Genomic DNA, 22,748 nt, shown 5'->3' with positions numbered 1-22,748 from the left:
GCCGCTTAAGGCATGGAAAGAAGCTGGCGTCCTCAAAAACCGAGGACGCCAGCTTCTTTTTGTCTGTATTTCAATGCGGTCAGTTATTAGGTGCTTACGACGCACCAAATAGGCATGGTCAAGCAAGCTGATTGCTCTTACAATAGCTATCAGCTGCAGGCCCTTAGGTTGTTTAAAAAGGTACGCTGTGATGTGGCCGGAGGAGTGCTACCGAATCGACAAAGATTACCGATACGAGTGACTACTAGAAAATCGCGGTCCTTTCGGCTTTCAGTCTCACGTAGAACTAAAATTAAAGGAACTGACTTTCTAAAAACTTTCTATAATATTGTAGAACAAAAATGGGCTGTAGTGGCACTAACGATTAATTTAGAAGCAGATCACGCATTCAGAAGCCGGGATGGATGTGTGCTGCGTTGACCTAAGCGGCTATCTTAAGACACATGCCGGGTTATGGGCGACGACGTGGTTGAAAAGGGGGGACAATCACCTAGAAGCTGAAAGATTAAATTCAGGTCTCGTTCCAGTTACTGGTAACTACTTGCGCCGTTAGGTTAGACCAAATTGTATGCACCACAGCTACCAGAGCTTTCGCCGGTAGTAGGGACGTGCCAGATTGGAAGAACACCAGCCTGTATCACGGGCGATAGGCGCCATCTCCAGCTTCCACAACGCTGAAAGTATTTTGTCACGATATCAGCTGTAAAACGCGGTTGCCTAATATTTTTGAAGCCAATTGATAGTGATGACCGTCGTCTGAAAATACCATATCTATCGACCGGTAAGGTAATCCAACTACGATGTTGTCTAATTTTAGTTCCAGTATTGGTGCCTGAACTATTATGACCGGTATTTTAGAACTTTCAACCGGCAGTGAGCAACTATAAATGATAGCGGTTTCACGAAGCTTAATTATTGGTATAGTTATTCTTAAATAATTGGTATAGATGACTAAAATGCCCATTACACGGCACGGACAGGATAAAAAATAAAATTGATTTTTGCATTTTTTCTATTGTGGTATACCTCTCAAAGTGCTATTCTATGTTTAACGAATGAAAAAGAAACCGGGAGATGTCATTATGAAGAATGTATTGTTAGTATCTGGCAAAGGTAACTGTGGGCACTTATTCTTAGGCGAAGCAAAGCGGATTGCAGAAACACGTAAAGTACCATTGAAGTTTAGCGCAGTCAGCAGTGATGACGTTACCATGGAACTAGTTGCTGAACAGGATTTAGTTCTGTTAGTGCCACAAGACGGGGAAGCATTGCAATTTGGATCCGCGGTGCCTGTTGTGGAAATTCCTAACGATATTTATGGTTGGTTGAATGGGGAAGCGCTGGTTAAGTTTGCTTGCCGTCAGTTAGACCAAAGCGCCGTTGTAGCTTAGTGTAAAGCGGAAGTAGCTGTCAGAATCACTTTCATTCGACTGGATTATGGATTGACAACCTCTCCCAAAAATTAGCGTTTGCGATTCGACTGCCTTAAGGTCGAATCGCTTTTTTTATATTATTCATAAAAAAATTAATAATGAGGATTTCGCCGAAATGAATAAAAAATAAGAAGATTGCATGAGATAGCTAATAATTCCATCATTGTTTTTTCGCGTGATACCGGGCGATGAAGACGCTTTTATGAAGGAAACCGTTGCGTAACAGGACTTCCTGCAGTATAATAACTACTATGTTTTATTAGAGAGCTATGAGACATCAGCGCCGTTGAAATTCCTGCCGGCGACTGCGAAAGATAAAAATATTCATTTTGAGAAAAGCACTGGAGGTATTATAGTTTTGAATAACAAACCAGAATCAACCAGCCAAGATCGGACCTTCTTCGGTCAACCGCGTGGGTTATCGACTCTGTTCTTTACAGAAATGTGGGAACGGTTCAGTTACTACGGCATGCGGGCCATCCTGATCTACTACATGTACTACTCTGTTACCAAGGGTGGTCTAGGATTTAGCCAAGCAACTGCCGCTTCCGTCATGTCCATTTACGGGTCAATGGTTTACTTATCCTCAGTTCTTGGGGGATACATGAGTGACCGTGTTTGGGGAAGTCGGAAGACCGTCTTCATTGGTGGTGTCTTGATCATGTTCGGGCACGTTGCGTTGTCCGTTCCTGCTGGGTCAATGGCCTTGTTCATCTCCATCCTCTTAATCGTCTTGGGGACTGGGTTATTGAAGCCTAACGTTTCTGAAATGGTCGGTGGCCTGTATGACGAGGGCGACACACGGCGTGATTCCGGATTTACGATTTTTGTCTTCGGGATTAACTTAGGTTCCCTGGTTGCGCCACTGATTGTTGGTTGGTTAGGTTTGAAGTACAACTTCCATTTAGGGTTCTCCTTAGCCGCTATCGGGATGTTCTTAGGACTGGTTCAATACTGGATCGGTGGTAAGAAGTACCTGAGCAAGGACAGTTTATACCCAACTGATCCGCTGGAACCTGGTGACATGAAGAAGCTGACGGTTCGTTCAAGCATTGGTCTGATTGCCTTTGCTTTGGTACTGATTCTGATGTACCTCTTGGGTTCATTAAACTTAAATAACTTTGTGCTGTTACTTTCCGTCATTGCGATTGCAGCTCCCGTTGTTTACTTCGTTATCTTCTTAACGAGTAAGAAAGTTACGTCAACTGAGCGGAAGCACGTTTGGGCATACTTGGGGCTCTTCATTGCCGCAATGATCTTCTGGGCAATTGAAGAACAAGGGTCATCTGTTTTGGCACTGTTCGCTGCTAACCAAACGAATAACCACTTCTTGGGTGTTCACATCTTGCCATCTTGGTACCAGATGTTGAACCCACTGTTCATCTTGATCTACACGCCATTCTTCGCCGCAATGTGGAACCGTTGGGGAAAGAAGCAACCAAGTTCACCAGCTAAGTTTGCAACTGGTATGTTATTTGCCGGGGTATCTTACCTGATCATGGTGGTTCCAGTGGTTATGTTTGGGACGAGCGCTAAAGTTAGTCCACTGTGGTTAGTTGGTAGCTGGGCAGTTGTTGAAATTGCCGAATTACTGATTTCACCAATTGGACTATCCGTAACGACGAAGCTGGCACCAAAGGCCTTCCAATCACAAATGATGAGTATGTGGTTCCTAGCCGACGCCGCTGGTCAAGCCGTTAACGCACAGATCGTTAAGTTATACACGCCAGAAAATGAAGCAGCCTACTTTATGGGGGTTGCCATTGTGGCTATCGTGGCCGGGCTGATTATGTTTGCCCTGGTCAAGCCAATCAAGAACTTGATGGCCGGTATCAAATAAATCACGTTTTAAGCCGAAAAGTGCTACTCTGGTTAAACAGAGTGGCACTTTTTTGATGGTCATACAAAACGGAGGAGGAGTTGCCGATGGTTAAGGTGGCACTGATCAGTGATCTACATTTTGACGTTAACAAACAGCCCGTGGCAGACGTTTTGACCCAGCAAGTGGCTTACCTGCGGCGGAAAAATGTGGGTGTTTATTTGATTGCCGGAGATATTACCAATCATTTCGATCAGTCATTAGCTTACGTGACGGCCATGCAACGTGAACTGGCTCCGGCCAAGGTTCGCTTTATTGCGGGCAACCACGACATGCTCCATGACGTGACGTATGCGGCCCTAGAATCGCCATTAGCGCCGACTTATCTCCATGCGGGGTATTTAGACGTGGCAGGGACTGATTGGCGGATAATCGGCAATAATGGCTGGTATGACTATCAGTTTGCGGATAACCTTCAGGGGCGCAACTTTTTAGCGTGGAAACGGGCATTTTGGATCGATAGCAGCATTGTCCAGCCGGGGAGTGACCAGGAGCGGATGAACCACGTACTGGCAGTCGTCGAATCGCAGTTACAGGCCGCGCAGATTGCAAAGAAACGGGTGCTATTTATGACCCATTTTGTGCCTCGACGTGACTATATTCGCTACACGGACGATGATCGTTTCTGGAATATGGCCAATGCGATGATGGGGAGCCCGCGTCTGGGAGACTTACTGGCCCGTTACCGGGTGGAAATCGTGCAATTTGGTCACGTTCATCGGCATTTTGCGCCGCAACGATTTGGAACGACCTGGTATTATAACCAGACGTTAGGCTATCATAATCGGCGGATCAATGAGTGGCAGGGAACGGATTTTATGACGGAATGGCAGCAAAGATTACGAATTATTGACCTAAAATAAAAAAACTGCTAAAAAAGGCTTGACGGTTTATGCATAATTTTGTATGATAATGAAGTTGATTCGTTACGGCGATTCACATTTTGGTGGGGTAGCGAAGTCTGGCTAAACGCGGCGGACTGTAAATCCGCTCCTTCGGGTTCGGTGGTTCGAATCCACTCCCCACCATTTTATTATTGGGCTATAGCCAAGTGGTAAGGCAACGGGTTTTGATCCCGTGATGCGCTGGTTCGAACCCAGCTAGCCCAACTAAGAACCAGTCACGGTGTGTGACTGGTTTTTTTATGCGCTCAAAAGTATCTCCACTGCTTTTTAGGGGGGAGGATGGTAGTTGATAAGGGGTGTTGTATGGTCACCATAATGGGGCCTAAGTCGCCAAATTTATAGGATCGAAAAGCTGATCAACGGGGAGTTGCCCCCAGTCATGTATTCGCTACCAAATCCACGCGGTCAAAAAATTGACAATTCAAGGGAATTTCGCTAAAGTCAAATTAATAATTGCTCCAGACCATTTGTGTATTTGACGTAGAAAGTGGGGTTCTATGAATGGCAACATGCGTGCAACCTGAGGACCTTTTTGCCCTGCGCCCACTGGCACAACCAGTGAGTGATGGACAACGGGTGTACTACTTAGAAAGTCAACTAGACCAACAAAAGAATTTGAGTCGGGCCACGATTGAGAGTGTGAATCTGGTAGATGGCGGTGGCCATCGGCAATGGAGCCCGAGCGATGTTAGTGTTAATGACCTGGCTTTGAGTCCTGATAAACAGCGATTAGCTTTTACGGGCGTGGTTGGGGACCACGCGCAGCTTTTTCTAGTGCCCTTGGATGGTGGCGCACCAGAACAAATTACGCGCGGTGACGCAGATGTGACCACGCCTGTTTGGACCACGGATGGTCAATATCTCTACTTTCAGACAACTACGGGTGCAACCAAGCCCAGCGATTACCCAACCGTCCAAGTGATTGACCGATTACAGTATCAAGCAAACGGGCAAGGGGTGTTACCAACTGGCTTGACCTACCAAGCGATTCGTTATGAATGGACAACCCACGATCAGGTTGTCGTTCTGGAACGCGAGCATCCTTTTCACATCACCGATGCTAATCAGCAAGGACTGGTCTTCGATTGCGACCGAGTGCCGGATGATGAGCACGATTTCAGTGCTGGCGTTTTCTGGCACCCCTTTGATGGATCCGTTGAGCGCCTGCTGAATCAGGCCGTTGCCGGTGGCACATTCGGTGCTGGTAAATTAGCGCCAGATGGACAGCATGTGTTGATGTGGGGCCAGGACAATCATATCCCCAACGTGTCACAATCCCACGCGTGGGTTGCAGAAATTGCGACCGGTAGCCTGATTGACTTGACCGCCCCACGCGACGTGGAGGTCGGAGATATGCTGGCAATCGATAGTCAGCAACGACTTTCGGGACAATGGGTTGCTTGGCTGGATAATCAGACCGTCGTTTTACTTGAAAATGAGCACGGACGGTTAAATCTGATCAGTCAAAATTTGGTAACAGATGAAGTGACGCCATTAGTGACTGGTAATCGTGCTATTTGTGACTTCAGCGTGGTTGATGAGCAGACCATCGTCTTTACAGAGTCGACCATGACCAGCGTGAGTCGGTTAAAGGCACTTGATGTGGTCAGTGGCGATGAACAAGAACTAGTGAATCCCAATGCGACATATGAGGCCAAACACGCGCTAGTGGCCGGTCAGCGCTTTACGTTTAAGGGCGCTGGGGATTGGGACATCGAAGGCTGGTATTTCCCACCCGTGACACCAGCGGCGAAGCATCCTGCTGTTCTGTACGTTCACGGTGGGCCGCAAGTCGATTTTGGCTACGGGTTTTATCACGAGCTACAGTACCTCGCAGGGCAGGGCTATGGGGTCATTACGATCAATCCGCGTGGGGGAAATAGTTACGGCCAGGCCTTTGAGGAAGCGGTCATTGGCCATTATGGCGAGGGTGACTTTGAGGACTTGATGCGGGGCACCGATGCGGCACTTAACTTGGATCCGACGATCGACCCGGCACAACTCTGCGTGACGGGTGGGTCGTATGGCGGGTTTATGACCAACTGGATTGAGACTCACACGTCGCGATTCGCAGCCGCGGTGACGCAGCGGTCGATTTCAAACTGGATCAGTTTCTATGGGACCAGTGATATTGGCTACTTCTTCACGCCGTGGGAATTGAAACAGGACATGCAAGACATCAGTGCGCTTTGGCATTTTTCGCCACTAGCGTACGTTCAGCAGGCGACAACGCCCATCCTGATTCTGCATGGCGAAGAAGACTTGCGTTGTCCCACTACGCAGGGCAAGGAGTTTTTTGTCGGCTTAAAGGAAGCAGGCGTTGACACCCAACTCATCTTATTCCCGCAGTCGAACCATGAATTGTCACGTTCGGGGTTGCCTAACCTGCGAATCGAGCGGTTAAAGCGTATCAATCAGTGGTTCAAAGCACATTTGCCAGCGATGGATCAAAAGTAACGCCGTGTACGATTTGGGTAAAGATTATATTGTTTACGTAAACAAGAACATCTGTTCGAATTGCTATGCTATACTGATTAAACGCAATGTCCAAGAGCGATAGCAAAGTTGAACTGATAGGAAAGGAATATGCAGTCGATTCGCGTGGTACAGCGTGTTTCATGGCGGGCATAGGGTGTTGATTATGAAAATTGGATTTATTGGTGTTGGCGGGATGGCCCAGGCCATCATTACAGGCTTGTTGACGGCAAAAACCGTTGTGCCAGCCGATGTGACGGTCCACAGTCATCGGCAAGCAAGCTATCAACCTTACGCAGCTGCTCATGGCTTAGTGGCGGCAGATAGTAACGTTGCCGTGGCTCAGGCCAGCGATTTGGTGGTTTTAGCTGTGACTCCCAACGTGGCTACGGCTGTTCTGCAAGAGATCACCGCTGTTCTGGCAACTGGCGAGAAGACTTTGATTTCAATCGTGGCCGGATTGTCATTGGCTGATATGGCTGACATTGTGGGTGATAACGTTCCAATTCTCCGAACCTTACCCAATGTAAATGTCGAGGTTCAAGCTGGGATGACCGCGGTCGCCGCTAATGACAAGTTAACGGGTGATCGGCTCGCCGAGGCACTGCGGGTTTTCAATACGATTGGCTCTACCACTGATCTAGCCGAGGAACAGTTTGGCGTCTTTAGTGCGCTAGCTGGAAGCTCACCGGCGTACATTGACTTTTTTATTGATAGTTTAAGTCGGGCCGGTGTGAAGTATGGGCTAACCAAGGCCCAAGCGACGCAGATTGCGGCGCAAGCGACCTTGGGCTCGGCTAAGATGGTTCTTGAGAGTGATAAGATTCCGTTTGCCCTGATCGACCAGGTAGCGTCACCTGGTGGTAGTACCGTGGCGGGCCTACTTGCCATGGAAGAAGCTGGACTCATGACGGCCGTTGTGAAGGGAATCGATGCGACGATTAAGCGTGATGCTGGTGAACCGGTATAAAAATGGCCGCGTCAGTTGCCTTTTTGGTCTATACCGATTATAATGGGTGTGTTGACTTAGAAGCTGCATCTTGATGAGGAGGAGACTCATGAGTATTGTCTTAAAGCACGCTAAAATCTACACGGGGGATGAGGTTATCCCTGACGGATATATCCGTTTCGACCATCAAATTGAAGCGGTGGGACCTGTGGCCGATTTCCAACCATTACCAGCCGATGAAATTAACGTGGTAACGGGCCGGACCATCGTCCCAGGGTTTATCGATGTTCATAGTCATGGTGGCTACGGATATGATAGTATGGATGGGGATGCTGATCAGATTGATAAGATGGTCAATCTGATGTCCTTAGAAGGCATCACGTCGATTTTTCCAACGACGATGACCCAATCTAACGATGCAATTTCCCATGCGATGCAAGGGATTGCGGTTGCTGCTGAACGGAACCCATTGATTCAAGGCATTCACTTGGAAGGACCATTTATTGCAGCCATCTTTAAGGGCGCCCAACCGGAGAAGTACATCAAGGATCCAGATGTTAAGTTGCTGGATCATTGGAACCAACTCTCAGGCAAGCGGGTCAAGTTGATTACGTATGCGCCAGAAGATGATGGGGCTAAGGCATTTGAAGGCTACTGTTTAGCCAATAACATCGTGCCGTCTGTTGGACACTCCAATGCAACACGGGAGCAGTTATTAGAAAGCCGAGCAACTCACGTGACGCACCTGTATAATGCACAACGGGGCTTGCGTCATCGTGAGCCAGGCGTTACGGGTCACGCGATGTTAGAGGATAACTTGTACTGCGAACTGATTTGTGATGGTTTCCACATCGTGCCAGATATGATTAAGTTGGCTTACGAACAAAAAGGTCCGCATCGCTTGGAACTGGTAACGGATTCCATGCGGGCCAAGGGGATGCCTGAAGGTGTCAGTGAACTTGGTGGTCAAAAAGTGATCGTTAAAGATCGGCAAGCGCGACTAGAAAGCGGTAACTTAGCCGGTTCCGTGTTACGCTATGATGAGGCCTTTAGAAACGTGATCGACTTTACGGGTTGCGATGTAAACGATGCTGTCCAAATGAGTGCGGTCAATCAAGCCGAAGAATTTGGCTTGACCCAAAAGGGCAAATTGGTTGTGGGTCGCGATGCCGACTTAAACCTGTTGACGCGTGATCTGCACGTGGAAACAACCTACAGTGTGGGGCGTAACATGCAGGAATTAATAAAGTAGAAAACTAGAAGTTATTTTGAGAAGGGACGTTGGGTGCTGTGAGCTCACCGATTTATATTCAAATTCATAATGACATTAAACGCGCAATTGAGGCTGGAAAGTGGGCGGTTGGCGACCGAATTCCGTCCGAACGAGAACTGTCGCGAGATTTTGATGTGAGTCGGATGACGCTGCGGCAAGCCATTCAAACCTTGGTTGACGAAGGAATTCTGGAACGCCAAGTTGGATCTGGGACTTATGTTGCCAATCAGAAAGTTCAAGAGAAGATGTCTGGCGTCACTAGTTTTACTGAATTGATGTTGAATCAAGGCAAGGTGCCAACCAGTAAGACCATTTCGTATCACGTGATGAGTCCTTCTTTGAGCGAGGCCGAAAAGCTGAAGTTAAAGGAAGATGACCAAGTCTTAAGAATGGAACGGATTCGTTATGGCGATGATGTGCCCATCTGTTTTGAAGTGGCCACGGTTCCGGAAAGTTTAGTCGATGGGTTGAGCAAGAAGGAAGTTACGAGCTCGCTCTACCGGGCACTGGAAGATAAAAAGAAGTTAACGCCGGGCAAAGCCCAACAAACGGTTTCCGCAATGTCTGCGTCCGAACGGATCGCTGAATACTTAAATATTAAGCGTGGCGATGCCATTTTACGGTTGCGACAAGTAACCGCATTACAGGACGGAACGCCGTTTGAATACGTCCGGACCCAATACGTTGGGGAACGGTTTGAGTTCTATCTGGAAAAATAGCTAAAAAGTGCCTCACACGTGGAATCAAGGATTCCAGCTGTGGGGCACTTCTTGTAAGCGTGGTGATAAAGATGTTTCGTATTCGATTTGCACAACCGGGTGATGACTTTAAGGCGGTCGCCCAGCTTTACTTAACGGCTTGGCGGGAGACGTATCGGCCATGGTTACCCGCTGCTTGGTTGGCCAAATTAACGCCGGCTGTCTGGCACCCTGAACGGAACTGGCGGCAGACATTGCTAGCATTTGAAGGTCAGCAACTCGTCGGTGTCTGTGCCTTTGGCCCGGCACGTGATGCGTCCTTCACCGGATGGGGCGAACTCAGATCGATTTATCTCTTGACTAGTGCCCAGCATCGGGGATTAGGACGTGATTTAGTCACGCAGGCGCGGGCCACGTTGCAGCAAGCCGGGTTTAACCAGGTCGTTCTGTGGGTCTTAGCCGAAAATACGCCTGCTCAGCAGTTCTATCAGCGGCTAGGGTTTCGCCAAACAACGGTCCAGAAGACCCAAGGGATTATCCGCGAGATTGCGTACGTTTGGCCTGCTGACGGACCAGCTGCAAGTAATGGGGAATGACCGCGATACGTTTGAGCCGCTTGGGCTCTTTCACGGTACGGTAGAACCACTCCAAATGGTGGTCTTGCCAAAATTGTGGTGCCCGATCGACGGCGCCAGCGAGCACATCAAAGCTACCACCGACTCCCATCCAGAGGCCCTTCGTCACGTGACGATGAGCCTGAATAAATTGCTCTTGTTTGGGAAAACCTAAAGCCGCGAAAACCATGTCCGGTTGGGTGCGCTGGATGTCACGAACAACGTCGGTATCGTCTTGGAAATAGCCGTCACGTAAGCCAACGATGTTAAGCCCAGGATACTGCTGTGGTAACAAGGTTTTTAATTGGGCGATCACGGCTGGTTTGGCGCCCACAAAGTAGGCGGATCGGTGTTGGTCACTGCCCCATTTAAGCAGTGTTTGTAAAGTATCAAAGCCCGTGATACGTTCTGGGAGTGGTTGTTTTAGGATTTTAGCGCCATCGAGGATGCCAATGCCATCGGGCGTGATGAAGTCAGCGTCCTGTAGTAAAGCGTGGTAGTCCTCATGATTGTGTGCGTACATGACGATCTCTGGGTTTGCCGTGACAACAAAGGTCGACTGGCCCTGTGTGATGCGTTGCTGCAAGGTGGCAGTGAAATTGGCCGCCGTCGTTTTGACGAAGGGGATGCCCAAGACCGTAACGGTCGGAAATGTGGATTGCATAGGTGACTCCTTTCGAGATAGTCACGCCGACTAATTAAGCCGCCGCGACTGTGTGAATAATCTATGACGCTCTACGCGTTTCATGCTAAAATAAGTCTATTGGTATCCATTTTACGGTTGATTAAGCCAACGATAGGATTAGAAAGTAACCCCATCAGAGGGACACCAAATGTTTAGTAACTGATTGGAAATACTAACTTTTTAGAACATATTTGAAAACCAGCTAAGGGAGTAACTCATTATGACTAATTTGTATCCTGATGACAGTTTCACTCTGCACACGGATGCGTACCAGATCAATATGATTCAAACCTATTTTGAAGAAAAAATTGCGGATAAGCACGCCGTCTTCGAAGTGTTTTTCCGGGACATGCCGTTTCATAACGGGTATGCCGTTTTTGCTGGCTTGGAGCACATTGTTCATTATATCCAAAATCTTCATTTTTCCCAAACTGATATTGAATATTTACGGGAAGCTGAAGATTATTCGGAAGACTTCTTAGATTACTTAGCCAATTTTAAATTCCGCGGGTCAATCCGTTCCGCGGTCGAAGGGGAACTGGTCTATGCGCACGAACCCCTCTTACAGGTTGAAGGCCCGTTAGCCGACTGCCAATTGGTTGAGACGGCCATTCTAAATATCATTAACTATCAAACGTTGATTGCGACTAAGGCGGCGCGAATTCGTTCCGTTGCCGGGGATGACGCCCTCATGGAATTTGGGACGCGGCGGGCGCAGGAATTTGATGCCGCCATTTGGGGAACTAGAGCGGCCTATATCGGTGGCTTCGATGCCACCTCTAACGTCCGGGCCGGAAAGGTTTTTGGGATTCCAATCAGTGGGACCCATGCGCATGCGCTGGTTCAAGCTTACGGCGATGATTACCAAGCCTTCAAAGCCTATGCCGAGACGCACCACGACTGTGTGTTCTTAGTCGATACTTACGACACACTGCGTAGCGGCGTGCCGAATGCCATTAAGGTCGCTCAAGAACTTGGTGATAAGATCAACTTCCAAGGTGTCCGCATCGATTCCGGTGATATGGCCTATCTATCTAAACGGGTGCGGCAAAAATTAGATGAAGCCGGTTTTCCGAATGCTAAGATTTATGCCTCAAATGATTTGGATGAAAAGACGATTCAAAGCCTGAAGATGCAGGATGCAAAGATTGACGTCTGGGGAATTGGGACCAAGTTGATCACGGCTTTTGATCAACCCGCTTTGGGGGCTGTCTACAAGATGGTCGCCATTGAAAACAATGCTGGGAAGATGCAGGGAACGATTAAGTTGTCGAACAATGCCGAGAAAGTGACGACGCCAGGGAAGAAACAAGTTTGGCGAATCACCAAGAAGGCGGATGGCAAGACGGAAGGGGATTACGTCACGTTGATCGACGAAGATCCACGTAACGAGGAATCCATTTTCATGTTCCATCCTAGCTATACTTACATCAATAAGACGGTCAATGACTTCAATGCTCGGCCAATTCTACAGTCTATCTTTGAAGATGGGCAATTAGTCTACAAGTTGCCAACGCTATCTGCTGTGCGTGACCGGGCACGGGGGGCGTTAGCAAATCTGTGGCCAGAATACAAGCGGGATCTGAATCCACAGAAGTATCCGGTTGATCTGTCACAAGATTGCTGGGACCACAAGATGGCCATCATCAAGGATATTCACGCTTACGTGCAAAAGATGCCCGAATAGTCGAGCAAAAATATTAGGGGGCAGGTAACATGCGTGCGATGCAAAAAGAGATTATTGAAGCTTTAAGGGTGCAACCCTCTATTGATCCAGCAACTGAAGTTCGGCGAAGTGTCGACTTTCTCAAGGATTATTTAAAGCGTTATGACTTTATGAAGACGTTGGTATTGGGAATCTCTGGTGGACAGGACTCCACCTTGAGTGGAATTCTGTGTGAAATGGCCGTGACTGAGCTTCGACGGGAGACCGGTGATAATGATTATCGGTTCATCGCCGTGCGCTTGCCTTACGGTGAACAGGCTGATGAAGCCGATGCCATGATGGCGATTGATTTCATGGGAGCTGACGAGGTCGAGCGCGTCAACATTCAACCAGCAACGGATGCCATGGTGGCAGCCGTTAGCGCCAACGATGAGACCGTGAGTGACTTCAATAAGGGCAACATCAAGGCCCGTCAGCGAATGATCGCCCAATACGCCATTGCCGGTGCTCGGAATGGGGCCGTTGTGGGCACTGACCATGCGGCTGAAGCGGTGACCGGTTTCTACACGAAATATGGGGATGGCGCAACGGATATTTGCCCAATTTGGCGGCTAGACAAACGTCAAGGTGCAGCAATGTTGTCCCTACTAGGGACGCCAGAACACCTGTACAAGAAAGTTCCGACCGCTGATTTAGAAGATGACCGACCAGCTCTGCCCGATGAGGCGGCCTTGGGTGTGCGTTATGATGACATCGATGACTACTTAGAGGGTAAAGCAGTTAGTGATCACGCCGCAGAAGTGATTGAAGGGTGGTACCGCAAGACCGCACACAAACGGCACTTGCCGGTCAACGTTTACGATACTTTTTGGCGAGAATAAGTTTGGGAGGACGTAACTATGCAGAAAAATCACGTACGCAAGAATAAGACACAGAAAAACAATATGACCGGGTACATCCAGATCCTCTCTGGTGTTTTACAGGGAACAGAAGAGGGTGCCGGTCAAATGAACGCAGACTTTGAGACGTTACGGCAGGCAATTGACGATCAAAAAGTCAGTGAACTTTCCCAAGTCGACTTACAAAAGATTGCGGACAACTTCCAACGAGGCACGGATGCCTATGAGACCAATTTAAATAAGCTTGAACAAGCCGGTGCACCGGTGCGCGTATTGGGTAAGCACAAGTCGTTAGTCGCTGCTTATCGGACTTACGTGGAGGCTTGTCAGTCCATGACCGACAGCATCGATGTTGAGCACCAAGCGGTTGATCAAACCGTATTTGATGCCGCAGAAAAGACGCAAGAAAACGCGATGGAAAAAGTGACCGCCAATACACAGCGGATTATGAATAGTCCAATGTAAGTGGGGTCATCGATGTCATGAGAAGCTGTGCAACTAGTCCCCATTGGTACTGGTCGCACGGCTTCTTTTTCCCTAAATATGGCGTGAGAAAATCAAACGGACCTCAGCGTACTGCCAACGGTTGCAGTGCCCAGCATGGTATAATGCACGTATGAGTAAAACCTAATTGGCTGGTGGTTGATGACAGGATGGCGGACAGAACAGGGCACAATCGTCAGGCTTTTTGTTTAGCTTGGCACGTCGAACCAAGCACCAGCAATAAATTTGATAATGGAGGGGTTGCATGGCAACACAGAACGAAACGAAAATGAGTGACCTAGCCCGACCGGTTCACCAAAGTCTGAGCCAGTATCGGGTTCAGCAGATTCAAGCCGTGTTGACCCTGTTAGATGAAGGCAATACGGTGCCATTTATTGCCCGTTATCGTAAGGAACGTACCGGATCATTAGACGAAGTCGCTATTCGAGACATTGAAGATGAGGCTCGGCGCCTAACGAAGCTGAATCAGCGGCGTGCAGAAGTTCTCAAGATTATTCAGGAACAGGGCAAACTGACACCGACGCTGCAACAAAATCTGGCCCAAGCTACGGTATTACAGCAAGTGGAGGACCTTTACCTCCCTTATAAGCAAAAGCGGCGGACCAAGGCCACGATTGCTCGGGAAAAGGGACTGGCACCACTTGCCAACTGGTTGTTACATTTTCCAGCAACCGGGCTGACAGCTAAGGCGCAGACCTTTGTCGATTCGACCAAGGCGTTGCCCGATGTGGCGGCTGTTTGGGACGGCGTTCATGAAATTCTTGCGGAAACCTTTAGTGAGCAAGCGGCCTTTCGCGAATGGATTCGTCAGTACACGTGGCAACACGGTGAGCTGGTCAGTAAACTAAAACGGGGTGCTGCCGACAATGATGAACAACAAGTCTATGCGACCTATTACGATTTTCAGCAGGCCTTAAAAGCGTTGCCGCCATACCGAGTCTTGGCTTTGAATCGCGGCGAACGGGAAAAAATCTTGACTGTCAGCATTACTGTGGATACCACATCTATCTTACAATACGGGCATTTTCGATTAGTTGGTCAACACAAGGGACCGGCTGTTGCGAAGGTCGAAGCCGCCTTTGCTGATGCGTACAAGCGGTTCCTGGGCCCGGCCATTGAACGGGAATTGCGACGCCAACTGACGGATAAAGCCAGCGCGCATGCCATTCAGGTTTTCGGTAATAACCTCTATCACCTGCTGATGCAGGCGCCGCTGAAGGGGAAGGTCGTGATGGGATTTGACCCCGCCTACCGTACGGGCTGTAAATTAGCCATTATGGACCCTAACGGCCGCTTCCTAGCCAAACAGGTCATTTACCCGCACAAGCCAGCCAACGCCCAGAAACGAGCGGCGGCAGCTCCAGCATTTAAGCAGTTGCTCGAAAAATACCACGTTGAAATGATCGCCATTGGGAACGGGACCGCTAGTCGGGAATCTGAGGAGTTTGTCAGTGAGATTTTGAAGACACTGGATCATCCCGTCTATTATGTGTTGGTCAATGAAGCCGGCGCGTCAGTCTATTCAGCCAGTGCAAATGCGCGAGCTGAGTTCGCTGATTTTCACGTTGAAGAACGTTCCGCGGTCAGCATCGGCCGGCGGTTACAGGACCCACTCGCTGAGTTGATCAAAATTGATCCCAAAGCCGTGGGGGTGGGGCAGTATCAACATGATGTGCCCGAAAAAGCATTGGACGAGCAACTGGACCGCGTGGTCGAAACGGCGGTCAACCAGGTGGGGGTCAATGTCAATACGGCTAGCCCAGAACTACTGACCCATATCTCTGGGTTGACGGCGACGACTGCCCAGAATATCGTGACGTATCGGAATGAAAATGGTGCGTTTAGCAACCGGAAAGACCTGCAACAGGTGCCACGATTGGGACCGAAAGCCTATCAACAGGCTGTGGGATTCTTACGAATTATTGGTGGTACCGAGCCACTGGATAATACGGACATTCACCCCGAGAGTTATTCGGCTGCCCGGCAGCTTTTGCAGGCATTGGGCGAGCAACGAGGAATCGGAACGCCAAAGTTACAACAACAACTCGCTCAACTCAACCAACAGCAGTGGGCGGAACGTTTGCAGGTGGGGACCGCCACCTTAGCGGACATCCTCGATGGCCTGAAGAAGCCGGGCCGTGATTTGCGAGAGACCATGCCCGCTCCCTTGTTACGGCAGGATGTGTTGACTATGGCCGATCTCAAACCAGGGATGGAACTGCAAGGGACTGTACGCAACGTGGTCGATTTCGGCGCGTTCGTAGATATTGGCGTGAAGCAGGATGGCTTAGTCCACATTTCACAGTTGGCCGACCATTATGTTGGCGATCCCAGCACAGTCGTGACCATCGGCGATGTCGTGACGGTTTGGGTGCTGAGTGTCGATGAGAATCGCCAACGCATTCAACTCACGATGCGAGCTGACCACCATGACTGACCAAGAGTTACAGCGGCTAGTGGAGAAAATCTCGCAGGAGAGTTTCGGCGTACCTTTTCGCCATCAAGCCACGTTCAACGCCCGGCTCCGAACCACCGGTGGCCGGTATCGGCTCACGGATCACAATATTGAGATCAATCCGAAAATGTTGACGGAACATGATTTATCAACATTGGTGGGGGTCATTAAACATGAACTGTGTCACTACCATTTACACTTGGCGGGTCAGTCTGGGCAGCACCGGACGACAGCCTTTAAAACATTATTGCAACGGGTCGGCGGCTTACGGTACGCGCCGGCACCGGTGAAAGCCAAGCCCAGGGCACGCCGCTGGCAACTCTACGTCTGTACGCATTGCCACCAGCAATACTACCGAGCGCGGCGAATCGACGTTTCTAAAATGGTGTGTGGTCGCTGTCACGGTCGTCTGCAATGGCGGGCAACTGTGGTGGCAACGACGCGGCCAGCAACGACTAGGAGGTAAATTAGAATGGGTAAAACAATCATTCGGGTCCCAGCGACCTCAGCGAACTTGGGACCAGGTATCGATTCAATCGGTGCGGCATTACATCTCTATTTGACCGTGATCATCGAAGAAAAGACGGAAGAATGGCGCGTCAACCACGCGCTGGGGACCGAAATTCCCCGCGATGAACACAATTTGATGGTGCAAACGGCGTTAAAGATCAAACCAGATTTACAGCCCCACCAATTGACGGTCATGTCAGATATTCCAGTCTCGCGGGGACTCGGCAGTTCCACAAGTGCCGTGATTGCCGGCATTAAGATTGCTAATGAGTTGGGCGAACTGGACCTGACGATTCCAGAACAACTGAATTGGGCTGTGAAATTAGGCGGTGAGCTGGACAACGTTGCGCCCGCATTGATGGGGCAAGCGGCAGTTGCCACGGTCGACGGTGATCAAGCCAATGCTATCAAACTCCCTTTGCCCGACCTGCGGGTATTGGTCTTCATTCCGGGGCAGACGTTGTTGGCACGTAAGAGTCGGGAGGCGCTCCCCAAGAAAGTGTCATTGGCAACGGCGGTTCACGCCAGCAGTGTAGCCAATGTCTTGGTCGCAGCATTGATGACCAAGAACTGGGAGTTAGCCTCGCAGATGATTGAACGCGATGAATTCCATGAACAGGCGCGGTCACAACTGGTTCCTGAGTTGAATCAGATTCGGGATGCAGCCCACGACCTGGGAATTACGGGGACTTATTTGAGTGGTGCTGGTCCAACCGTCGTGACGTTTGGGACGTCCGCGCAACTGACCTTGTTGCGCGCTAAGCTTGCAAAGGCTGATTTACCGGGGAGTCTGCGGATCTTGGATCTTGATCAGGACGGGGCAACCGTCCTCACAGATGCATAAATTTAAATTATTTTGAATTAACTTACAAAAAATATTGTCAGGTAGCGAATCATTTGTTATACTATTTCTTGTGAGTTAATGCGGCCATGGCGGAATTGGCAGACGCGCAAGATTAAGGATCTTGTCCGGGTAATCCGGGTGGAAGTTCGAATCTTCTTGGCCGCATAGTGAATACGGATAAGCCGTGATAGAACGTGAAAACGTTGCTGTTACGGTTTTTTTGTTGTCTGTAAGGTGGATAGATAGTGATTAGCTGGGACGATTTATATACCAGCGTCTAACCAGACGTACTAATCTGATAAAGGCCAGTGTCCTTTGATGGTTGAAAACGGCAGCCGGGCACCCGCTTTCTGAAAATAATTACCATTTAGGTATCCCGACTGTGCACGCTAATTTTCGCTTAAATGACAAACAGATAACAATTTCGTCTAGCAATCGTTTTCAGTCGAAATTGGTCTTCAAAAAGCTTTAGGAAGAGAGTAAGATTGTTTCTTAAAGCCAGGACGACTAATTGTTTAGATAAAACTTTTCAAGCAAAAATACTGACTTTTGTGGTCTTAGGTGTTACAGTAGTTACCTTGTGTCAAATTAATTGGCAAAAAATTTAAAGGAGGTCGGCGCATGAGCGACTTAACCAAGGGTAATTCCCTCAAACTTATTTTCTTCTTCACGATTCCATTATTAATTGGTAATTTATTCCAGCAATTATACAACGTATCCGATACAGTTGTTGTGGGACAAACCCTTGGTGTTAAGGCGCTTGCGTCCGTTGGTGCAACCGGCTCCATAAACTTCTTAATCATTGGGTTTGCTCAGGGGCTAACGGCCGGTCTGGCCATCATTACGGCCACGCGGTTTGGCGCACGTGATTACCGAGGCGTGCGGCGGTCTTTTGCAGCGAGCATTGTCATTGCCATTATCATGACGATTGTCCTGACGGTACTATCATTGACCTTCGTCGATCCAATTCTAAAATTAATGCAAACACCAGCGTCGATTTATGCCAACGCCCGAATCTTCATTCGAACTATTTTTGCGGGTATTTTTGCCTCAATGGCGTTTAACCTGTTATCAAACATTATCCGGGCACTCGGGGATTCACGGACGCCGTTGATCTTCCTGATCATCGGGACCATCGTGAACGTCTTCTTGGAACTGCTCTTCATCTTAGTCTTTCACATGGGTGTCGCGGGTGCCGGGTGGGCAACCGTGATTTCTCAGGTCGTCGCTTCATTGCTCTGTGTGGTCTACATTGTTCGTTCAATTCCGTTACTGCACATCTCGCGTGAAGACTTTAAGATTGACACCAAGGAATTGTGGGCCCACTTCTCAACTGGGATGCCGATGGGCTTTCAGTTATCGATCATTGCCATTGGGACGATGGTCATGCAAGCAGCGTTGAACTCCTTGGGGACCGACTCCGTGGCAGCATCAACGGCGGCTTCTAAGGTCGACCAATTGTGTTCACTACCAATGTCGTCCTTCGGGGTGACCATGGCGACCTTTGCTGCGCAGAACTTCGGTGCGGGTAAATACTCGCGAATCTTAGAAGGGGTCAAGAAGACACTGTGGCTATCTGGCACGTTTGCCATTTCGGCTGGCGCACTGGTTATCTTCTTTGGCCGGCCAATCGTTACCCTGATTATTGGGGATGCTGACGAACACGTGATTCAATTGTCCCAAACGTACTTTAACATCGTTGGGAGTACCTACCTGCTGCTGAGTGTACTGTTCATTATTCGTAACACGCTCCAAGGGTTAGGTCGGCGAGTCTTGCCAACGCTAGCTGGCGTCGGTGAATTGGCCATGCGGGTCTTCGCAGCATTGTTCATGGTGGGGGCTTTCGGCTATGCCGGCGCAGTTTCCGCTGAACCTTTAGCTTGGTTGGGGTCCTGTGTCATTCTGGTACCATCCTGGTTAGCAGCCATTCGGCAATTGAAGAACCTGCAGCGTTCTGAAGATGTGGTGGCTGGTAAGACGGATGAAAAAGTGGTGGATTCTGCACCAGTTACGTCCGCAAAGCAACCAGTTCCTGCGCAAAATTAGAGTCTCATCGTCAAGCGTGCTAAACTAAGGTGTGGTCAGAGATGACCAGGCCTTTTTTCTTTGGTGAATTTGCTAAAGTGGGGGCTGATTGCCGGCCTAAAGTCGTACAGTTGAGGCCGCAGTAGCTTGACAGTAGCACCATAACCTGAATCGAGGAGTGCTTTAAGCGATGACAATTAAGAACTTTATTTTTGATATTGATGGAACATTATTGGACACGGAAGCCATGTACATTAAGGCGCTGCAGGAAGTCTTGCACGACCGAGGGTTGAACTGGCCGTACTCAGAATTGGCCAAGACCTTTGGTATTCCCAGCCGCGATGCCGTGATTCGTTTGGGCATCAAAGACGTTGATGGGGTCCTAGCTGAATGGACACCTAAGACCGAAGAGAAGGCCTATCAGGACACCGTAGCGGTCTATGCTGGGGTCAAGGATGCCTTGGGGAAGTTGAGAGACGCTGGGGCGAACTTAGCAGTGATGACGTCTAAGCGGCAATTTGAATTTGATCGGGACGTTGTGGGCCATGGCCTTGCGCCTTACTTTAGTCAGGCAATCGTTGCTGAGGACATTGCGCATGGCAAACCGGCACCGGATGGGATTTTGTTAGCGATGGAACGGTTGCATGCAACGCCGGCGACAACGATTTACGTTGGGGATACGGTCTACGATGCAGATGCGTCTAAAGCGGCACACGTGACCTTTGGCTTTGCTGGTTGGAATGGCAAGCGGCCCACAGACTTTACGGCCGACGTGTCCTTCATGACGCCCCAGGCCATGCTGAATCTGTTAAATGGGTAACTTATCAGGCGAGATGAAAAGCGTTTCCCCTAAAGTATCCCGGACTGGGGTAGCTGGAAACGCTTTTTTATGCTATATTTAAAGTGGACTAAATTTTACGAAAAGGCCGCCAGGGAGCGGTCAACGAAGGGGTGGCAGCATGCTTGCCATAATCGTTACTAGCCACGGCGAATTTGCACGTGGCATTTTACAGAGTGCCGAAATGATTTTTGGAAAGGCACAACGGGTGCTCGCCGTCACATTGGCGGCCAATGAAAGTGTCGAAGACTTGGCCAATCATTATCAAGCGGCCATTGAAAGTATGGAACCAATCACGGAGTTGCTTTTCTTGGTCGACTTGTGGGGCGGGTCGCCGTTTAATGCGGCTAGTCGCGTCGTTGCCCAGAATCCGGACAAGTACGGCTTAGTCGCTGGACTTAATCTGCCAATGCTGATCGAAGCGTTATCGATTCAAAACCAGCCATTAGCTGACGTGATTCCGCACCTGGAACGTGCAGCACGGGGCGGCGTTCGTCACTTGGATTTACGGGCAGATACGGGAGATGATGATTTACTATGACAATGGCAATTCAACTTGCACGCGTGGACAGTCGGTTGCTTCACGGTCAGGTCGCAACGGTTTGGACTAAGAATGTGCGACCGAACCGTATTCTAGTTGTCTCGGACAGTGTGGCCCAAGACAAGCTTCGCAAACTGTTGATCACCCAGGCTGCGCCAGCAGAGGCGAAGGCCAACGTGATTACGCTGGCAAAAATGGTTCAGATCTATCGTGATGCTCGATTTGATGGCTTTCGGCCACTGATCTTAACAGAAACATTACCCGAAATGGCCGAGTTAGTGGCTGAGGGTGTGGATCTTAAGGGTATCGGCGTTAACGTGGGCAACTTAGCTTATACGGTGAAGAAGACCATGTTAACGGACAGTGTTGCTGCCGGCAAAGAAGATATCGCCGCCGCCAAACAGCTGGAAGCTGCTGGTGTTCACGTCTATACGCAGACGGTTCCCAACGACCGCCAACAGTCATTCTTAACTTTAGCAAGTAAAAAGGGTTTGTCGTAACACCTCACTCGGTGGTCACCCCCACTCGAGCGGGGTGTTTTTGCGGCGTAGGATACCTGATAGTGGCAACATCGTGGTGGCGTCGCCTTACCGGGGCGAAGTGTCCCCACAGCAGGCGGAATCCCTGGCAGCCGCAGTGCGCGCCCAATTTAACGGTGCGACGGCTTACCGATACTGAGATGGGACCTGAATTTTATCTTTCAACCTTTAGTAAATATTTTAAAAGAAAGGAGATGGCAACGTGAGCAGTATTTTGGGCGTCTTAGTAGTGGCCTTTTTGGCTGGTGTCGAGGGCGTGGTGGACGAATGGGAATTTCATCAGCCAATCGTGGCTTGTACGCTAGTTGGGTTGGCGACCGGTAACTTGTTCAGCGGAATTGCGCTAGGAGCCGCGTTGCAGTTGGTCACGTTAGGGTGGATGAACATTGGAACGGCCGTGGCGCCTGATCCAGCCCTAGCAGCGGTCGTTGCGGCTTGGTGGGTCAGCGGTGCTGCCCATTTGCCCGCCGCGGCAGGCGTGATCCTAGCCATTCCCTTGGCACTGATTGGGCAAGGGTTGACTAGGGGCTTACGACAATTGATTATTCCACTCGTTGCCCAGGCTGATAGGGCAGCGGCTCAGGGAAATTTACGACGGATCACCTGGCTACATTGGAGCAGCATGGTGCTCCAGGGCCTGCGGGTCATGATTCCTACGGCACTGTTCATGCTATTACCAGCAACTTGGATTCAGCAAGGCTACGCTGCGATTCCGGAAGTTTTACGGGGCGGCCTGCGGGTTTCAGCCGGTTTACTAGTTGTTGTCAGTTTTGCTATCGTGATTAATATGATGGCCACGCGCCAACTATGGCCGTTTTTCTTCATCGGCTTTGCGTTGGCAACGGATGGGCATCTCAGCCTGGTCGCGCTCGGCATGATCGGTGTGGGTTTGGCCATCTTGTACATTAAGCTACAGTCTAAGGACACACCGCATCATGACGGGTCGGGCACACCACCGAACGACGAGGATGAGTTGGACCGGGAACTTGATGACTTATAGGAAAGGGGTCAGTGAA

20 protein-coding genes and 3 tRNA genes are annotated in these 22,748 nt (G+C 49.5%); 22 read left to right on the top strand and 1 reads right to left on the bottom strand.

All coding sequences use genetic code 11. The features are described 5' to 3' along the window. Nucleotides 1–1,082: 1,082 nt before the first annotated feature. The 10 genes from FAY32_RS13210 to FAY32_RS13165 all read left to right on the top strand — a co-directional run bounded on the left by FAY32_RS13210 (nucleotide 1,083) and on the right by FAY32_RS13165 (nucleotide 10,208). Complete coding sequence (locus tag FAY32_RS13210) at nucleotides 1,083–1,391, top strand: PTS sugar transporter subunit IIB (RefSeq protein WP_143463903.1); 309 nt, start codon at nucleotides 1,083–1,085, stop codon at nucleotides 1,389–1,391. A 400-nt stretch (nucleotides 1,392–1,791) separates the two neighbouring features. Beyond that, nucleotides 1,792–3,273, top strand: a complete 1,482-nt coding sequence (locus FAY32_RS13205; RefSeq protein ID WP_143463901.1) for a peptide MFS transporter — start codon at nucleotides 1,792–1,794, stop codon at nucleotides 3,271–3,273. Nucleotides 3,274–3,359: 86 nt separating this feature from the next. Next, entirely contained in the window at nucleotides 3,360–4,175 is an 816-nt protein-coding gene (locus tag FAY32_RS13200; RefSeq protein WP_143463899.1) for a metallophosphoesterase, read from the top strand. 82 nt (nucleotides 4,176–4,257) lie between these two features. Beyond that, nucleotides 4,258–4,340, top strand: a tRNA-Tyr gene (locus FAY32_RS13195). A gap of 9 nt (nucleotides 4,341–4,349) precedes the next feature. Continuing rightward, nucleotides 4,350–4,421, top strand: a tRNA-Gln gene (locus tag FAY32_RS13190). Nucleotides 4,422–4,718: 297 nt separating this feature from the next. Beyond that, nucleotides 4,719–6,674: a S9 family peptidase gene (locus FAY32_RS13185; RefSeq protein WP_143463897.1), complete on the top strand. Its 1,956-nt coding sequence runs from the start codon at nucleotides 4,719–4,721 to the stop codon at nucleotides 6,672–6,674. A gap of 184 nt (nucleotides 6,675–6,858) precedes the next feature. Then, complete coding sequence (proC, locus tag FAY32_RS13180) at nucleotides 6,859–7,662, top strand: pyrroline-5-carboxylate reductase (RefSeq protein WP_143463895.1); 804 nt, start codon at nucleotides 6,859–6,861, stop codon at nucleotides 7,660–7,662. A gap of 88 nt (nucleotides 7,663–7,750) precedes the next feature. After that, nucleotides 7,751–8,893, top strand: a complete 1,143-nt coding sequence (gene nagA, locus FAY32_RS13175) for an N-acetylglucosamine-6-phosphate deacetylase (RefSeq protein WP_143463893.1) — start codon at nucleotides 7,751–7,753, stop codon at nucleotides 8,891–8,893. 38 nt (nucleotides 8,894–8,931) lie between these two features. Beyond that, entirely contained in the window at nucleotides 8,932–9,633 is a 702-nt protein-coding gene (locus tag FAY32_RS13170) for a GntR family transcriptional regulator (RefSeq protein WP_048736252.1), read from the top strand. 71 nt (nucleotides 9,634–9,704) lie between these two features. After that, complete coding sequence (locus FAY32_RS13165; protein ID WP_143463892.1) at nucleotides 9,705–10,208, top strand: GNAT family N-acetyltransferase; 504 nt, start codon at nucleotides 9,705–9,707, stop codon at nucleotides 10,206–10,208. Here FAY32_RS13165 and FAY32_RS13160 read toward each other — a convergent pair. Then, complete coding sequence (locus FAY32_RS13160) at nucleotides 10,147–10,890, bottom strand: WecB/TagA/CpsF family glycosyltransferase (protein ID WP_143463890.1); 744 nt, start codon at nucleotides 10,888–10,890, stop codon at nucleotides 10,147–10,149. The genes FAY32_RS13165 and FAY32_RS13160 overlap by 62 nt on opposite strands. Before the next feature lie 241 nt (nucleotides 10,891–11,131). Between FAY32_RS13160 and FAY32_RS13155 the strand changes: the two genes are divergently transcribed. The 12 genes from FAY32_RS13155 to FAY32_RS13100 all read left to right on the top strand — a co-directional run bounded on the left by FAY32_RS13155 (nucleotide 11,132) and on the right by FAY32_RS13100 (nucleotide 22,732). Then, entirely contained in the window at nucleotides 11,132–12,598 is a 1,467-nt protein-coding gene (locus FAY32_RS13155; RefSeq protein ID WP_143463888.1) for a nicotinate phosphoribosyltransferase, read from the top strand. A 29-nt stretch (nucleotides 12,599–12,627) separates the two neighbouring features. Then, nucleotides 12,628–13,458 carry an ammonia-dependent NAD(+) synthetase gene (gene nadE / locus FAY32_RS13150; RefSeq protein WP_143463887.1) on the top strand — a complete coding sequence of 277 codons (831 nt, stop codon included), beginning with the start codon at nucleotides 12,628–12,630 and terminating at the stop codon, nucleotides 13,456–13,458. Between the two features lie 18 nt (nucleotides 13,459–13,476). Further along, on the top strand, nucleotides 13,477–13,941 hold the full coding sequence (locus tag FAY32_RS13145) for a hypothetical protein (protein ID WP_143463885.1): 465 nt from the start codon (nucleotides 13,477–13,479) through the stop codon (nucleotides 13,939–13,941). A 283-nt stretch (nucleotides 13,942–14,224) separates the two neighbouring features. Beyond that, the gene (locus FAY32_RS13140; protein ID WP_143463883.1) at nucleotides 14,225–16,417 is read left to right on the top strand and encodes a Tex family protein; all 2,193 of its coding nucleotides are present in this window, start codon (nucleotides 14,225–14,227) and stop codon (nucleotides 16,415–16,417) included. Continuing rightward, on the top strand, nucleotides 16,410–16,901 hold the full coding sequence (locus FAY32_RS13135; RefSeq protein WP_143463882.1) for a SprT family protein: 492 nt from the start codon (nucleotides 16,410–16,412) through the stop codon (nucleotides 16,899–16,901). Before FAY32_RS13140 ends, FAY32_RS13135 begins: the two co-directional genes overlap by 8 nt. A 6-nt stretch (nucleotides 16,902–16,907) precedes the next feature. Next, nucleotides 16,908–17,789, top strand: a complete 882-nt coding sequence (gene thrB / locus FAY32_RS13130) for a homoserine kinase (protein ID WP_143463880.1) — start codon at nucleotides 16,908–16,910, stop codon at nucleotides 17,787–17,789. Between the two features lie 80 nt (nucleotides 17,790–17,869). After that, nucleotides 17,870–17,954, top strand: a tRNA-Leu gene (locus FAY32_RS13125). A gap of 456 nt (nucleotides 17,955–18,410) precedes the next feature. Next, nucleotides 18,411–19,835, top strand: a complete 1,425-nt coding sequence (locus tag FAY32_RS13120; protein WP_143463878.1) for an MATE family efflux transporter — start codon at nucleotides 18,411–18,413, stop codon at nucleotides 19,833–19,835. A gap of 169 nt (nucleotides 19,836–20,004) precedes the next feature. Beyond that, on the top strand, nucleotides 20,005–20,634 hold the full coding sequence (locus tag FAY32_RS13115) for an HAD family hydrolase (protein ID WP_225428349.1): 630 nt from the start codon (nucleotides 20,005–20,007) through the stop codon (nucleotides 20,632–20,634). A 139-nt stretch (nucleotides 20,635–20,773) separates the two neighbouring features. Further along, nucleotides 20,774–21,193, top strand: a complete 420-nt coding sequence (locus FAY32_RS13110) for a PTS sugar transporter subunit IIA (RefSeq protein WP_143463876.1) — start codon at nucleotides 20,774–20,776, stop codon at nucleotides 21,191–21,193. Continuing rightward, on the top strand, nucleotides 21,190–21,693 hold the full coding sequence (locus FAY32_RS13105; protein WP_143463875.1) for a PTS system mannose/fructose/N-acetylgalactosamine-transporter subunit IIB: 504 nt from the start codon (nucleotides 21,190–21,192) through the stop codon (nucleotides 21,691–21,693). The genes FAY32_RS13110 and FAY32_RS13105 overlap by 4 nt, the downstream gene beginning before the upstream one ends. Nucleotides 21,694–21,934: 241 nt before the next feature. Beyond that, nucleotides 21,935–22,732, top strand: coding sequence for a PTS mannose/fructose/sorbose transporter subunit IIC (locus tag FAY32_RS13100; protein ID WP_143463873.1), 798 nt, complete (start codon nucleotides 21,935–21,937; stop codon nucleotides 22,730–22,732). Nucleotides 22,733–22,748: the final 16 nt, after the last annotated feature.

Source organism: Levilactobacillus enshiensis (assembly GCF_007115095.1).
GTDB lineage: Bacteria > Bacillota > Bacilli > Lactobacillales > Lactobacillaceae > Levilactobacillus > Levilactobacillus enshiensis.
Note: the sequence above shows the minus strand (reverse complement) of the source record. Positions and strands in the feature narration are given on the sequence as shown.

Bases quoted from the DNA above. Each gene is read 5' to 3' on its own strand.
- nadE (WP_143463887.1), top strand. From the start codon at position 12,628: ATGCGTGCGATGCAAAAAGAGATTATTGAAGCTTTAAGGGTGCAACCC.
- FAY32_RS13200 (WP_143463899.1), top strand. From the start codon at position 3,360: ATGGTTAAGGTGGCACTGATCAGTGATCTACATTTTGACGTTAACAAA.
- nagA (WP_143463893.1), top strand. From the start codon at position 7,751: ATGAGTATTGTCTTAAAGCACGCTAAAATCTACACGGGGGATGAGGTT.
- FAY32_RS13110 (WP_143463876.1), top strand. From the start codon at position 20,774: ATGCTTGCCATAATCGTTACTAGCCACGGCGAATTTGCACGTGGCATT.
- thrB (WP_143463880.1), top strand. From the start codon at position 16,908: ATGGGTAAAACAATCATTCGGGTCCCAGCGACCTCAGCGAACTTGGGA.
- FAY32_RS13160 (WP_143463890.1), bottom strand. From the start codon at position 10,890: ATGCAATCCACATTTCCGACCGTTACGGTCTTGGGCATCCCCTTCGTC.
- FAY32_RS13120 (WP_143463878.1), top strand. From the start codon at position 18,411: ATGAGCGACTTAACCAAGGGTAATTCCCTCAAACTTATTTTCTTCTTC.
- FAY32_RS13135 (WP_143463882.1), top strand. From the start codon at position 16,410: ATGACTGACCAAGAGTTACAGCGGCTAGTGGAGAAAATCTCGCAGGAG.
- FAY32_RS13145 (WP_143463885.1), top strand. From the start codon at position 13,477: ATGCAGAAAAATCACGTACGCAAGAATAAGACACAGAAAAACAATATG.
- FAY32_RS13140 (WP_143463883.1), top strand. From the start codon at position 14,225: ATGGCAACACAGAACGAAACGAAAATGAGTGACCTAGCCCGACCGGTT.
- FAY32_RS13165 (WP_143463892.1), top strand. From the start codon at position 9,705: ATGTTTCGTATTCGATTTGCACAACCGGGTGATGACTTTAAGGCGGTC.
- FAY32_RS13155 (WP_143463888.1), top strand. From the start codon at position 11,132: ATGACTAATTTGTATCCTGATGACAGTTTCACTCTGCACACGGATGCG.
- proC (WP_143463895.1), top strand. From the start codon at position 6,859: ATGAAAATTGGATTTATTGGTGTTGGCGGGATGGCCCAGGCCATCATT.
- FAY32_RS13185 (WP_143463897.1), top strand. From the start codon at position 4,719: ATGGCAACATGCGTGCAACCTGAGGACCTTTTTGCCCTGCGCCCACTG.
- FAY32_RS13210 (WP_143463903.1), top strand. From the start codon at position 1,083: ATGAAGAATGTATTGTTAGTATCTGGCAAAGGTAACTGTGGGCACTTA.
- FAY32_RS13105 (WP_143463875.1), top strand. From the start codon at position 21,190: ATGACAATGGCAATTCAACTTGCACGCGTGGACAGTCGGTTGCTTCAC.
- FAY32_RS13115 (WP_225428349.1), top strand. From the start codon at position 20,005: ATGACAATTAAGAACTTTATTTTTGATATTGATGGAACATTATTGGAC.